At 35.0% G+C, this 14,646-nt stretch carries 9 protein-coding genes and 1 tRNA gene; 4 read left to right on the top strand and 6 right to left on the bottom strand.

What is annotated here, in order from left to right; all coding sequences use genetic code 11:
- Positions 1-35: 35 nt before the first annotated feature.
- The 4 genes from infB to AW14_RS05165 form a co-directional block, all read right to left on the bottom strand.
- Positions 36-2,858, bottom strand: coding sequence for a translation initiation factor IF-2 (infB, locus tag AW14_RS05180; protein WP_044637853.1), 2,823 nt, complete (start codon positions 2,856-2,858; stop codon positions 36-38).
- Positions 2,859-2,887: 29 nt separating this feature from the next.
- Entirely contained in the window at positions 2,888-4,120 is a 1,233-nt protein-coding gene (gene nusA, locus AW14_RS05175) for a transcription termination factor NusA (protein WP_044637852.1), read from the bottom strand.
- Positions 4,121-4,133: 13 nt separating this feature from the next.
- Positions 4,134-4,595 carry a ribosome assembly cofactor RimP gene (rimP, locus tag AW14_RS05170; protein ID WP_044637851.1) on the bottom strand — a complete coding sequence of 154 codons (462 nt, stop codon included), beginning with the start codon at positions 4,593-4,595 and terminating at the stop codon, positions 4,134-4,136.
- A 210-nt stretch (positions 4,596-4,805) separates the two neighbouring features.
- Positions 4,806-4,878 (bottom strand) — tRNA-Gln (locus tag AW14_RS05165).
- 149 nt (positions 4,879-5,027) lie between these two features.
- Here AW14_RS05165 and AW14_RS05160 point away from each other — a divergent pair.
- Together AW14_RS05160 and AW14_RS05155 are read left to right on the top strand one after the other, a co-directional pair.
- Complete coding sequence (locus AW14_RS05160) at positions 5,028-8,333, top strand: glycosyltransferase family 117 protein (RefSeq protein WP_044637850.1); 3,306 nt, start codon at positions 5,028-5,030, stop codon at positions 8,331-8,333.
- Between the two features lie 3 nt (positions 8,334-8,336).
- Complete coding sequence (locus tag AW14_RS05155) at positions 8,337-8,984, top strand: polysaccharide deacetylase family protein (RefSeq protein WP_044637849.1); 648 nt, start codon at positions 8,337-8,339, stop codon at positions 8,982-8,984.
- On the opposite strand, the gene AW14_RS05150 is transcribed toward AW14_RS05155, so the two are convergent.
- On the bottom strand, positions 8,981-9,277 hold the full coding sequence (locus AW14_RS05150; protein ID WP_044637848.1) for a thioredoxin family protein: 297 nt from the start codon (positions 9,275-9,277) through the stop codon (positions 8,981-8,983). The two genes, AW14_RS05155 and AW14_RS05150, sit on opposite strands and share 4 nt — an antisense overlap.
- Before the next feature lie 145 nt (positions 9,278-9,422).
- Entirely contained in the window at positions 9,423-10,658 is a 1,236-nt protein-coding gene (locus AW14_RS05145; RefSeq protein WP_044639495.1) for a metallophosphoesterase, read from the bottom strand.
- Positions 10,659-10,806: 148 nt separating this feature from the next.
- On the opposite strand from AW14_RS05145, the gene polA reads away from it, so the two are divergent.
- The gene (gene polA / locus AW14_RS05140) at positions 10,807-13,641 is read left to right on the top strand and encodes a DNA polymerase I (protein WP_044637847.1); all 2,835 of its coding nucleotides are present in this window, start codon (positions 10,807-10,809) and stop codon (positions 13,639-13,641) included.
- Between the two features lie 41 nt (positions 13,642-13,682).
- Positions 13,683-14,645 (top strand): L-threonylcarbamoyladenylate synthase, encoded by a 963-nt coding sequence (locus AW14_RS05135; RefSeq protein ID WP_044637846.1) that lies wholly within the window; start codon positions 13,683-13,685, stop codon positions 14,643-14,645.
- Position 14,646 lies beyond the last annotated feature (1 nt).

Here is a 14,646-nt window from a genome sequence, read left to right as displayed (position 1 = left end):
CCTCGGATCGCTTTTTTTATGTAAACTTTTAAACTTTATTTTAGTTTCTTTTTAACTTCAACTTCATGGAAGGCTTCTATAATATCGCCCTCTTTAATGTCGTTGTAGTTTTTAATTTGCATACCACAATCGTAACCTTTAGCAACTTCTTTAACATCATCTTTAAATCGTTTTAATGATGCTAACTCACCTGTAAATACTACAACACCGTCTCTAATTAAACGAATACCAGAGTTTCTAAATATTTTACCATTTGTTACCATACAACCAGCAATGCTTCCAATTTTAGTAACCTTAAATATTTCTCTAATTTCGGCAGTACCTGTAATCTCTTCTTTAAACTCTGGAGATAACATACCTTCCATAGCATCTTTAAGATCGTTAATGGCATCGTAAATAATAGAGTATGTACGGATATCTATTTCTTCTTTATCGGCAATCATTCGAGCATTACCTACAGGACGCACATTAAATCCAATAATAATCGCATCAGATGCTGAAGCTAATAATACATCACTTTCAGTAATGGCTCCTACACCTTTATGTAAAATATTCACTTGAATTTCTTCGGTAGATAATTTCTGGAATGAATCTGTTAAAGCTTCAACCGAACCATCCACGTCACCTTTAAGGATAATGTTTAATTCTTGGAAATCTCCTAATGCAATACGACGACCAATTTCATCTAATGTAATATGACGTTGTGTACGAACCGATTGCTCACGTTGTAGCTGAGAACGTTTTGCAGCAATTTGTTTTGCTTCTCGCTCATCTTCAAACACGTTAAATTTATCACCCGCTTGTGGTGCACCATCTAAACCTAATATCGATACAGGTGTCGATGGACCTGCTTCGGCAACATCATTACCACGCTCGTCGTGCATCGCTTTTACTTTACCACTGTGTTTACCTGCTAATACATAATCTCCAACACGTAAAGTTCCAGCCTGAACTAAAATAGTGGCTACATAACCACGACCTTTATCAAGGAAGGCTTCTACAACCGTACCAACAGCTGGTTTGTTTGGATTTGCTCTTAGCTCTAGTAATTCGGCTTCAAGTAATACTTTTTCTAATAATTCTTTAACACCAGTACCCATTTTTGCCGAGATATCATGCGATTGTATTTTACCACCCCAATCTTCTACTAACAAATTCATTTGTGCTAATCCTTCTTTAATTTTATCTGGATTTGCGTCTGGTTTATCTATTTTATTAATTGCAAAAACAATAGGCACCCCTGCAGCTTGTGCATGCGATATAGCCTCTTTTGTTTGTGGCATAATATCATCATCGGCAGCAGCCACAATAATAGCAATATCTGTAACTTGAGCACCACGAGCACGCATCGCTGTAAACGCTTCGTGACCTGGTGTATCTAAGAACGCAATTTTTTGTCCGTTTTCTAATTTTACGCCGTATGCTCCAATATGTTGTGTAATTCCACCCGATTCTCCTGCAATTACGTTTTCTTTACGAATGTAATCCAGAAGGGATGTTTTACCGTGATCTACGTGACCCATTACCGTAACAATAGGCGCTCTTTCTAGTAAATCTTCTTCTCTATCTTCAACAACTTCTATAGATTCTTCGATTCCTGCAGTTACAAATTCAACCTGGTATCCAAATTCTTCGGCTACGATAGATAAGGTTTCAGCATCTAGACGCTGATTCATGGTTACCATCATACCTAAAGACATACAGGCCGAGATAATTTGCGTTACGGGCACATCCATCATTGTTGCAACTTCATTCGCTGTTACGAACTCTGTTACTTTTAAGATTTTACTTTCTGCTGCTTCTTGTTGAAGATCTCTTTCGGTTTGATCTCTGTGTTGATCTCTTTTATCTCTTCTATATTTAGCACCTTTACCTTTAGATGATTTACCTTGTAGTTTTTCTAAAGTTTCACGTACTTGTTTTTTAACATCCTCGTCACTAGGGTCTTCTTTAATAATTGGACGTCTAGCCTGACCTGGTTTTCCTTTGAAACGATCGTTTCCTCCTGGTCTTGACTGAGATGGTGCACCTCCAGTATTAGTGTTTTTGTTGTCGCCAGGACCACCTACTTTACTTATACGACGGCGCTTTCTTTTATTTGAAGAATTTGCATCCCCAGCTTTTGCATCGGCTGGTTTTTTATCTTCTTTTTTCTTCTTAGGTTTATTAAACTGAGATAAATCAATTTTATCTCCAGCAATTTTAGGACCTGTTAATTTTTGATATTTAGTCTCAACTCTTTCTTCTTCAACAACTTCACCTTCTTCATTGGTTTTGGTGGTTTTTACCACTTCTATTTCCTGTTTAGGTTTAGGTTTTTGAACTTTCTCTTCTTCTGCTTTAGGTGTTTCTTTTACAGGAGTTTCTTCATTCTTTGGAGTTTCAACAACTTTTTCGGCTTCGGGTTGTTTCGCAACTTCTTCTGTTTTAACAACAGATTCTTTAGCTGGTGCCTCAACTACTGGCTCTGGAGATTTTTCAACTTTAGGCTCTATTATTTCCTTATTTGTATCTAAATCTATTTTGCCAACTTGTTTAGGACCAGAAAGTATTTTGGTAGCTTTAACAACTTCGTCTCTTCTGGCTTGTTCTTTTTGTTTCTGTTCAAGTTCACGCTCACGTTGCTCTCGCAAAACTTCTTTTTCTTTTAATTTTGCTTCACCAACTTCCATAGATGCAACTTTTTTGTTAGCATCAACTTGAAATTCACTAGAAAGAATGTTGTAAACTTCTTGTGAAATTTTTGTAGTTGGACGTTTCTCTATATCGACACCTTTCGAATCTAAAAATTCTACGGCACGATCTAAAGAAATATTTAGTTCGCGTAATACTTTATTTAATCTAATTGTTTCAGCCATAAATCGCCTTTAAAATACTCAAATATATGTTATTCTTCGAATTCTTCTCTTAAAATTCTAATAACGTCTTTAATTGTTTCTTCTTCTAAATCTGTTCTTTTTACTAAATCGTTTACATCTTGTTCTAAAATACTTTTTGCAGTATCTAGACCAGCTTTGCTAAACTCTTCAATAATCCATCCTTCTATTTCATCAGAGAACTCAGATAATTCAACATCTTCCTCTGCGCCTTCTCTAAATACATCTATTTCATAACCTGTTAACTGCCCAGCCAAACGAATGTTATGTCCGCCTCTACCAATAGCTTTACTAACTTCTTCTGGTTTTAAAATTACTTCGGCACGTTTAGTTTCTTCGTTAATTTTAATTGAAGTTACTCTTGCAGGGCTTAATGCTCTGGTGATGTATAATTGTAAATTGGTTGTGTAATTAATAACATCGATGTTTTCGTTACCTAACTCTCTTACAATACCATGTATTCTAGATCCTTTCATACCAACACAAGCGCCAACAGGATCGATTCTATCATCATAAGAATCTACGGCAACTTTTGCTTTTTCGCCTGGAATTCTAACTACATTTTTAATTGTAATAAGTCCGTCAAAAACTTCTGGTATTTCTTGCTCAAAAAGTTTCTCTAAAAATGCAGGGGAACTTCTTGACATGATAATGGTAGGCTTGGCACCCTTTAATTCTACACTATCAATAACACCTCTTACATTGTCTCCTTTTCTAAAGAAATCTGAAGGTATTTGTTTTTCTTTTGGCAAAACGATTTCGTTTCCTTCGTCGTCTAATAAAATAACAGCTCTGTGACGTATGTGATGAACTTCTGCTGTGTAAATATCGCCTATTAAATCCTTAAATTGTTTGAAAACAATTGTGTTATCGTGTTCGTGAATTTTAGAAATTAAGTTTTGGCGTAATGCTAAAATAGCACGTCTTCCTAAATCGATAAGCTTTACTTCTTCTGAAACGTCTTCACCTACCTCAAAATCTGGCTCAATTTTTCGAGCTTCAGATAATGAAATTTCTTGATTTGGTTCTTCTACTTCACCATCGGCTACAACCACTCGATTTCTCCATATCTCTAAATCGCCTTTGTCTGGATTTACAATAATATCAAAATTATCGTCATCGCCATACTTCTTTTTTAAAGCACTTCTAAATACATCTTCTAAAATCGCCATCAACGTTACACGGTCAATTAGCTTATCGTCTTTGAATTCTGAAAAAGATTCAATTAACGCGATATTCTCCATAACTCTTACTGAATTAAAATTTAATCATAACTTTTGCTTCTACAATATCTTCGTAAGCGATTTCCGCTTGTTTTAAGACAGTTACTTTACCTTTACCTACTGGTTTTGGCTCCCTAACTTTCCATTCTAATGTTATATTTGTTTCGTTTGCTTTGGCAAGTTTACCTTCAAATTTATCTAAGGTTGTACTTACTTTAAGGTCTCTATTCAAATTTTTAAAATATTGTCTTTTATTTACTAAAGGTGCTGCAGCTCCTGCCGACATAACTTCCAGTGAGAAATCTTGTTCTTCTCTATCTAAATTATGCTCGATGGCTCTGCTAATAAACATGCAATCTTCAACTAATACGCCTTGATCGCCATCTATAACTACGTTAATATGATTATCTGCTTGTACAGTGAAATCAATTAGAAATAAGTCTGGTCTTTCAACCAAAGCTGCATCTAGTAAATCTTTGACAGTATTTTTAAACATTTTTTATTATAAAAAGAGGGGACTTTCCGTCCCCTCGTTCCTTAATTCGCCTTTCAACGGTGCAAATATATAATATTTTATTGATTTTTAAGCAATTTTTAATAAAATTAGATATCGATTTAATGGTTATCGGGGCTTATTTTAACCCATAATACAATCATCAAAAAGTCTCAAACAAAAAAGTCTTCCAGAAAACTGAAAGACTTTTTGTTGGCTTACTAGGGCTCGAACCTAGACTCTTCTGGACCAAAACCAGACGTGTTGCCAGTTACACCATAAGCCATTGTGTAAATGAGGATGCAAATTTAAAACAAAGTTTCATTTCTACAAACATTTTTTTAAAAAATAATTATCAATGCTTAACGTTTACTTAAAAACATACCAAATAATATATTTATTACTAAATTCGCCATACTATTTAAAAAATAATTTATGACCAATTTTAACTTTAAAAAATGGAACACCATTCTTGGTTGGTTCTCTTTTTTAATTGCGCTTGTAACATACACACTTACTGCAGAACCTACCGTAAGCTTCTGGGATGCTGGAGAATATATTTTAACCTCGGCTAAACTGCAAGTTGGTCACCCGCCAGGAGCACCACTTTTTCAAATGCTGGGCGCATTTTTCTCTATGTTTGCTCTAGAGCCTTCGCAAGTTGGTTTTATGATGAATATGATGAGTGCTATTTCTAGTGCCTTTACTATTTTATTTATGTTTTGGACCATTACGCTGCTTCTAAAAAAGTTAGTCGGAATTAAAAAAGACATTAGTAAAGAAAAAGCTTTTGCTATTCTGGGTAGCGCATTGGTTGGTAGTTTAGCTTTTGCATTTACCGATTCTTTCTGGTTTAATGCGGTTGAAACTGAAGTTTACGCCATGGCTACTTTAATCATGTCTATTTTATTTTGGTTGAGCTTACGCTGGGAACAAGACATGGATAAGCCTCGCGGTAATCGTTGGTTAATTTTAATTGCTTTTGTTATTGGTTTATCTTTTGGAGTTCACTTTATGGGACTTTTAACCATTCCAGCAATTGGACTTATTTATTACTTTAAAAACTACAAAACAGTTACCATTAAAAACTTTATAATAGCAAACGTCGTTTCGGTGGCTGTTTTATTATTTGTTTTTAAATTACTGGCTCCGAATATTTTAAAAATATTTAGTGTGTCTGAAATATTTTTTGTGAATTCCGTTGGTCTGCCTTTTAATTCGGGTTCTATAATTGCAGGCTTAGCATTGGTAGCTATTATTATTTATGCATTAAAATATACAAAACAGAAAGGTTACACACATTTAAATACAAGTGTTTTATGTTTAACTTTTGTGATTATTGGATTTTCAACCTGGCTCATGCTGCCTATTCGTGCTAATGCCAATACGGTTATTAATGAAAACAATCCTTCAAGTGCCCGCGAATTATTGGCGTATTATAACTTAGAACAATACCCCGAAACGCATTTGTTTTATGGGCCTTTGTTTACAGATCAATATTCGTATTTAGATGAAAACAGCCCTTACGTTGACGACAAACCTAAGTACGAAAAAGACGAAACCAAAGGCAAATATGTTATTGTTAACGACTACAAAAACGCTAAACAAAACTACAACCACAAACACGCCTCTATTTTACCGCGTATGTGGAGTGCCGAACACGCCGAAAATTACATGATGTTTTCTGGTTTTTTAGATTTTAAACTGAAACCAGAATACCAGATGGAAAACGAACTGCGTACTTTAGTTTCTAATTTTAAAAATGAAGTGGCTAAAGGCAATGTAGATTACGAAGGCTACGACAAATTTTTAAAAACTTATAAAAGCTATATAGATGTTGAAAAACCGTCGTTAATGTCTAACATAACTTATATGTTCCAATTTCAATTGGGCTATATGTATTGGCGTTATTTTATGTGGAATTTCTCTGGAAGACAAGACGATATTCAAGGAAGATACGATAACCACGGCAATTGGATAACCGGCATTAAACCTCTAGACGAAAAGCTTTTAGGGATGTCGCAAGATAACTTACCAAGCGATGTGAAAAACAATAAGGCTAGAAACACTTATTATATGTTACCTTTTATTTTAGGCTTACTAGGTTTCTTCTTCTTATTTAATAAAGACAAAAAATTATTTTGGACTATGTTGGTATTCTTCCTTTTTACAGGGGTTGCCATACAAGTTTATACCAATGTAAGACCCTTCGAACCTCGTGAACGAGATTACTCGGTAGTTGGTTCGTTTTATGTTTTTGCCTTGTGGATTGGTTTTGGTGTCTATGCTATTTACGATGCCCTTAAAAAATATCTACCTGCTAAACTTGGAGCAATTGGTGTAAGTGTGATATGCCTAGCTTTAGTACCAGGGATTTTAGCTGCAAATAATTGGGACGACCATGACAGATCGGGCAAATACACAGCCAAATCGATGGCGAAAATGTATTTAGATTCTTGTGCTGAAGACGGTATACTTTTTACCATTGGAGATAACGATACGTTTGCCCTTTGGTATGCTCAAGAAATTGAAGGTTATAGAACCGATGTTCGCGTTGTAAATACCAGTTTATTTCAAACAGATTGGTATATCGATCAAATGAAGCGTAAAGCATACGAAAGCGACCCGATTCCGTCGCAACTTACGCACGATTTATACAAATATGGAACAAATGATTACATCGTAATAGAACCAGTAATTAATGATACTTTGTATGTTAAACAATTTTTAGATTTTATTGCTAGTGACAATCCTAAAACAAAATACAAATATGTTTTAGAACAAAAAGGTATCGATTTATCGCAAGTAAGACCTCAAGATTTAAAAATGAGCTACTTGCCAACAGAACATTTAAGGATTCCTGTTAACAAACAAAATGCCATTAAATCTGGAATTGTAAAACAAAAAGATGCCGATAAAATTGTGCCTTACATTGACATTAATATTACAGGCGGTGCGTTATATAAAAATAGACTTTTAATGTTAGACATTGTTGCTAACAACGACTGGAAACGCCCTATTTATTTTACTGGCGGAAGTTTTGGTGACGACGATTATATCTGGATGAAAGATTATTTACAGTTAGATGGTTTATGCTACAAACTAGTACCCATTAAAACACCTATCGACAAAACAAATCCGTTTGATATGGGACGCTTAGACAGCGACTTGATGTACGAAAAAGTAAAAAAATGGGATTGGGGAAATAGCGGTGGAGACATTTATCACGATCCAGAAACTCGTAAAAACTCCATTACTTACAGAGGAAATTTAGCGCGTTTAGCCGAAACTTTAATAAATGAAGGCAAACTCGATAAAGCCGAAGAAGTTGCAGACATAGCCATGACCAATATGCCTGTTGAATATTTTGGATATTATACGCTTTTAGAGCCTTACATTGGTGCTTACTACGAAGTAGATAATAAAGAAAAAGCCCGCCAGTTATTTTTAGATGTAGCTAAAAAATATCAAGAAAATCTGGCTTATTATAGCACTTTGAAATTAGACAACCAAGAGCGTTTGTTTGAAGATATCTATACCGACATACAACGTTACAAAAGTTTATTAGATGTTTTAGTTAAATACGACAGAGATTTTGCTAAAAAACAAGGCGATATATTTAACATGAATCTCATGAGGTTTAAGCATTTTTATGGTGAAGACACAGAAGAAGACGAGTTTTCTCCACAAAATGACAGCGATTTACCAACGAAAAACACCTTAGATTCAACAAACGATTAGGGGATGACCTTAACGCCCATAAAAACACCTTTAGTTGCCAAAAAAATGTTCCCAAACTTTGTTTGGGACATGGCAACTGATACCAAAGATTTGTATCTCACCTTTGATGACGGCCCCACACCCGAAATCACAGAATGGGTTTTAAAGGTTTTAAAAGAATATAATGCTCTAGCTACTTTTTTCTGTATTGGAAAAAATATTGAAGAACATCCTAATATCTTTAAAGAAATAATAACGGCCGGTCATGCCATTGGAAATCATACCCAAAACCATTTAAAAGGATGGAAAACAGATTCTGATGTTTATATTGAAAACACAATAAAAGCACAGTCTTTAATTAATCTTCATCAAACAAATGTGTCTAATTTTAAACTTTTTAGACCACCCTATGGCAAAATTAAACCCTCACAAAGCAAAAGTTTGTTAGCCTTAAATTATAAAATAATTATGTGGGATGTTATTTCTTTTGACTGGGATAAAGAGGTTTCAGAAGAAACTTGTTTAAATAATGTTATTTCAAAAGCTACCAAAGGAAGTATTGTTGTTTTTCATGATAGCATAAAAGCGTCCAAAAATATGCAGTATGCACTACCAAAAGTATTGGAGCACTTTTCAAATTTAGGATACAATTTTAAACCTATTACTTTTTAAATGTATTGTTGAATAATACCTATAAGTGTGTTAGCATCTTGCTCGCCACTTTGGCGCCATTTCATTTCACCATCTTTATAGATAATTAATGTAGGTAACGATTTAACCCGTAAAGCTTCGGCAAGCTCTTCGTTTTTTTCAACATCAATTTTTATCACTTTTGCTTTATCTCCTAAAGCAGCAGCAACATCTTTAAGCACATCATGCATCGCAGTTGATTGCTCGTTCCATTCAGTAAAAAAATCTAATAGAACCGGCGTACCAACATCAATTAGTTCCCCAAATTTTGACATACGTTATTGTTTATTAGTCAAATATACATTAACAAACCTAAGCATTTTTTTCATATTACAATTAATGACATAAAATAATATAAATTTGATAATGCATTAATATAAAAATACACAATTTCTTTGTAATTACAACCTTTTACTGCAATTAAGCCAATTCTGCACCCTTTTTAAGTTCTATCACGGTAATTTCTGGCCAAATACCAACACGTCCAGGGAAAGCTAAATACCCAAAGCCTCGGTTAACATTAATGTATTGCCCCATTTCTTGATAAATTCCCGCCCAATATTTATAACGCCATTTTACTGGACTCCATTTAAACCAACCTGGTATTTCTATACCAAACTGCATACCGTGTGTGTGGCCACTTAAGGTAAGATGATAATGATAAGGATCTGCAATAACTTGCTGCTCCCAGTGCGATGGGTCGTGACTCATAAGAATTTTAAAATCGTGAGCATCGATATGCTGGGTTGCCTTTTTTAAATCGCCCGCTTTTTTAAATCCGCCAGTGCCCCAGTTTTCAACACCAACTAATGCCAAACGTTGCCCGTTTTTCTCTAAAAAACGACTTTCATTTAATAATAAATCAAAACCTATATCTTTTTGAATAGTTTTTAATTCTTCTAGATTTTGATGCTTGGCTTCTTCAGATTCCCAGGTAACATAATCGCCATAATCGTGATTTCCTAAAACCGAAAACTTCCCATCTTTCGCATCTAATTTGCTAAAAATATCTTTGTAAGGAATTAATTCTGAAGCTTTATTATTAACCATATCGCCTGTAAATAATATTACATCACTGGCTTGCTCGTTAATTAAATCGATGGCGTAACTTACCTTCTCGATATCGTCGAAACTTCCCGAATGAATATCGCTAATTTGAGTGATTTTATAACCATCGAAAGCGTCTGGTAAATCATTAAAAGTAAGGGTGTATTTTAAAACTTTAAAATTGTATTTCCCTTTATAAATACCATAAATTATAGATGCAAATGGAATAGCTGCTAGACCCAAAGCAACTTTACTAATAAATTGGCGTCTTGCCGGAAAATAATTTCCTGAGGCACTGCTGCCTTCGGTAAAGTATCTGTAAATAGCCTGCGGCACTCTAAAAATATCTTCGGCAAACATAATAATAAGCAACAGCATTTTTGGTACTAAAAACGCTATTAAAAACCCAAATGCGAAGGCTTGTTGTACCGTAAAACCGTCACTTCTATTGAAGTTGTAATAGTGGAATAAAAAATTTCCAATCACTAAAAGCGAGAGTATCCAGTATAAAGCTAAAATCCAATTATTTTTAGCAACCGTTTTAAACGATTGAAAGGCATAAAAATCTATAATTGCATAAACAATTAAAAAAATAATCCAACGAAGCATAGGTTCTTTTTTAATCAAATATAAAAGTTATCTAACTGTATTTAATCATCGAGAGGGTATTTAACGATTAGTTAAGAAATCGAATGAGGTAATTTATAAATTTAAAGCATAACTTTTTGTAGTTTTGGTTTTTATCAAAACAAACAATATGTCCGATCAAAAACGCCTATTTTTAGTTGATGCTTACGCTCTTATTTTTCGTGGTTATTATGCTTTTATAAAAAATCCAAGAATTAATTCTAAAGGCCTAGACACCTCTGCCATTATGGGATTTATGAATTCCCTTTTAGATGTTATAAAACGTGAAAGACCAGACCATTTAGCTGTTTGCTTCGATAAAGGTGGAAGCGCCGATCGTGTTGAAATGTTTGAAGCCTACAAAGCCAATAGAGACGAAACACCCGAGGCCATTAAAATTGCCGTACCCTATATACAAGATATTTTAAAAGCCATGCATATTCCCATCATGGTAAAAGAAGGTTATGAAGCCGACGATGTGATAGGAACCCTATCTAAACAAGCCGAAAAAGAAGGTTATAAAACCTTTATGGTAACGCCCGATAAAGATTTTGCGCAACTCGTTTCTGAAAACATTTTTATGTACCGTCCTGTTTTTGGAGGTGGTTACGAAACTTGGGGTATTGCCGAAGTACAGAAAAAATTTGAAGTTGACAATCCTTTACAGGTTATTGATTTTTTGGGTATGATGGGCGATTCTAGCGATAATATTCCTGGATTACCAGGTGTTGGCGAGAAAACAGCAAAAAAACTGTTGGCCGAATATGGCAGCATGGAAAACCTTTTAGCAAACACGCACGAATTAAAAGGTAAAATGAAAGAGAAAATTGAAGGCGCCAAAGAGCTAGGATTACTTTCAAAAAAACTCGCAACCATCATGTTAGATGTGCCTGTTACCTTTAATGCAAAAGATTTTGAACTCGAACAACCCGATTTACAAAAGGTAACCGAAATATTTCAGGAATTAGAGTTTAGGCAGTTGCTAACAAATTTCGAAAAAACCTTTGCTGTTGAAGCGATCGAAACAGCATCAGAAGAAACTAAAATTAAAGCAACACCCAGCGAAGTTAAATCGGCTGGAGCAGGGCAATTCTCTTTATTTGGAGGCGATACCAATTCCGCGGAAGCGCCAACAGAAACAACCTACGAACGCAAAACCGCCGAAACCAATTCGCATTTTTACCAAAGTGTATTACCGGGAATGGCTACCAAATTGTTTATTAAAAATTTATTAAGCCAAAGCAGCGTTTGTTTTGACACCGAAACAACAAGTTTAAACCCCATTACGGCCGAATTAGTCGGCATTGCTTTTTCATGGGAAACCGGCAAAGGTTTTTATTTACCGTTTCCGGAAGCTAAAGATGAGGCGCAGGCGTTAATTGAAGCATTACGACCCTTTTTTGAAAATGAAACCATCCAGAAAATTGGTCAGAATTTAAAATACGACATTAAGGTGTTGGCAAAATACAACGTGCAAGTTAAAGGCAAATTGTTCGACACCATGTTGGCGCATTACCTTATTAATCCAGACATGCGCCATAATATGGATGTGCTGGCCGAAACGTATTTAAACTACTCGCCCATTTCTATTGAAAGTTTAATTGGTAAAAACGGAAAAAACCAACTGTCTATGCGCGACGTTGCGCTAGAAAAAATTACTGAATATGCGGTTGAAGATGCCGATATTACATTGCAGTTAAAAGAGCATTTTGAAAATGAATTGGGTGAAGCCAATACACAGAAATTATTTGATGATATTGAAATTCCGTTGCTTCGTGTTCTCGCTGCCATGGAGTTGGAAGGTATTAATTTAGATAAAGACTTTTTAAATTCGCTTGCAGAGCAGTTAAATACCGATATTAAAGATTTAGAAGCTAAAATTTATGAAGCTGCTGGCGAAGCATTTAATATCGCATCACCAAAGCAATTGGGTGATATTTTATTTGACAAAATGAAATTGGTAGACAAACCAAAGAAAACTAAAACCGGACAATATGCTACCTCTGAAGATATTTTAAGTTACCTGGCAAAAGACCACGACATTATTCAGCATATTTTAGATTTTAGAGGCTTATCGAAATTAAAAAGCACTTATGTTGATGCACTACCGTTACAAGTAGAACCAACAACAGGTCGCGTACACACCGATTATATGCAAACTGTTGCGGCAACAGGTCGCCTATCGAGCAACAACCCCAACCTGCAAAATATTCCTATTCGTACCGAGCGCGGAAGACAAGTGCGCAAAGCATTTATTCCTAGAAACGACGATTACACCTTATTAGCTGCCGATTATTCGCAAATAGAATTACGTATTATCGCTGCGCTAAGTGAGGAAGAAACTATGATAGAGGCCTTTAAACATGGGGAAGACATTCACGCTTCAACCGCTTCAAAAGTATTTAATGTGCCTATTGGAGAGGTTACCAGAGAACAACGTAGTAATGCTAAAACCGTAAACTTCGGTATTATTTATGGTGTTTCTGCTTTTGGCTTAAGCAACCAAACCGATTTATCGCGTGGTGAAGCCAAAGAGTTAATTGATACGTATTATGAAACGTATCCAAAGCTAAAAAACTACATAAGCAAACAAGTCGATTTTGCTCGCGATCATGGTTATGTGCAAACTGTTTTAGGGCGTCGCCGTTATTTAAAAGATATTAATTCTAGAAATGCTGTAGTTCGCGCTGCAGCCGAGCGTAATGCCGTTAACGCCCCTATACAAGGGAGTGCAGCCGATATTATTAAAATTGCCATGATTAATATTTATAACAAACTGGAAGCTGGCAATTACAAAACAAAAATGCTTTTACAAGTGCATGACGAATTGGTTTTTGACGTTTACAAACCAGAACTGGAAGCGATTTCAACACTTATAAAAACAGAAATGGAAAGCGCCTTTAAATTATCGGTACCTCTAGATGTAGAAATAGGTATTGGTGATAATTGGTTGGAAGCGCATTAAAACTCATTATTTTAAATTAATTTTGCATTCATTTTTTAGATATGAGTATTATTTCAACAGATATATTAAAAGCAATTGACATTTTAAGTAATGAAGAATTGGTTGCTATACCTACCGAAACCGTTTACGGATTGGCAGGAAACATTTATAGCGAAAAAGCCATTAAAGCCATTTTTAAAACGAAAGAGCGTCCGTTTTTTAATCCGTTAATTGTTCATATTCCATCGATTGATTATTTACAGACCATAGCAACCGACATTCCAGAAAAAGCAATGCAATTAGCACAAGCCTTTTGGCCCGGTTCGTTAACATTAGTTTTAAAAAAGAAATCAAACATACCAGATTTAATAACTGCTGGAAAAGATACAGTCGCGGTTAGAGTACCTAACCACCCTGTAACTCTTAAATTATTAGAATCGCTCGATTTTCCTTTGGCAGCGCCAAGCGCCAATCCGTTTGGAAGCATCAGTCCTACAACAGCTAAACATGTAGATGCATATTTTAAAAATGATATTAAAATGGTTTTAGATGGTGGTGTTTGTAAAAATGGTATAGAATCTACTATTGTTGGTTTCGAAAACGACCAACCAATATTATACAGATTAGGTTCTATTTCAATTGAAGATATAGAAGCCGTTATTGGAGAGATTTCAATTAAAAACAAAAAAGAAATTAATCCTGAAGCACCCGGTATGTTAAACCGGCATTACGCACCGGCTACACAAACCATTTTAACCCAAAATGTTTTAGAGGAAATTAAAAAACATACCAATAAACGCATCGGGGTATTAACTTTTAAAACATTCGTAGATAGCGATTTAGTTCAATATCAAATAACACTTTCTGAAAGTGGTAATTTAAGTGAAGCTACCGCTAATCTGTACAGCGCTATGCACACCTTGGACCATCAGGAATTAGATGTTATTATCGCTGAAGAATGTCCAGATTATGGATTGGGAAAATCTATAAACGACCGCTTACAACGCGCCACATTTTCAAAGTAAT

This window comes from Siansivirga zeaxanthinifaciens CC-SAMT-1 (genome assembly GCF_000941055.1).
In the GTDB taxonomy this organism is placed as follows: Bacteria; Bacteroidota; Bacteroidia; order Flavobacteriales; family Flavobacteriaceae; genus Siansivirga; species Siansivirga zeaxanthinifaciens.
Note: the sequence above shows the minus strand (reverse complement) of the source record. Positions and strands in the feature narration are given on the sequence as shown.

Bases quoted from the DNA above. Each gene is read 5' to 3' on its own strand.
- infB (WP_044637853.1), bottom strand. From the start codon at position 2,858: ATGGCTGAAACAATTAGATTAAATAAAGTATTACGCGAACTAAATATT.
- nusA (WP_044637852.1), bottom strand. From the start codon at position 4,120: ATGGAGAATATCGCGTTAATTGAATCTTTTTCAGAATTCAAAGACGAT.
- rimP (WP_044637851.1), bottom strand. From the start codon at position 4,595: ATGTTTAAAAATACTGTCAAAGATTTACTAGATGCAGCTTTGGTTGAA.
- AW14_RS05160 (WP_044637850.1), top strand. From the start codon at position 5,028: ATGACCAATTTTAACTTTAAAAAATGGAACACCATTCTTGGTTGGTTC.
- AW14_RS05155 (WP_044637849.1), top strand. From the start codon at position 8,337: ATGACCTTAACGCCCATAAAAACACCTTTAGTTGCCAAAAAAATGTTC.
- AW14_RS05150 (WP_044637848.1), bottom strand. From the start codon at position 9,277: ATGTCAAAATTTGGGGAACTAATTGATGTTGGTACGCCGGTTCTATTA.
- AW14_RS05145 (WP_044639495.1), bottom strand. From the start codon at position 10,658: ATGCTTCGTTGGATTATTTTTTTAATTGTTTATGCAATTATAGATTTT.
- polA (WP_044637847.1), top strand. From the start codon at position 10,807: ATGTCCGATCAAAAACGCCTATTTTTAGTTGATGCTTACGCTCTTATT.
- AW14_RS05135 (WP_044637846.1), top strand. From the start codon at position 13,683: ATGAGTATTATTTCAACAGATATATTAAAAGCAATTGACATTTTAAGT.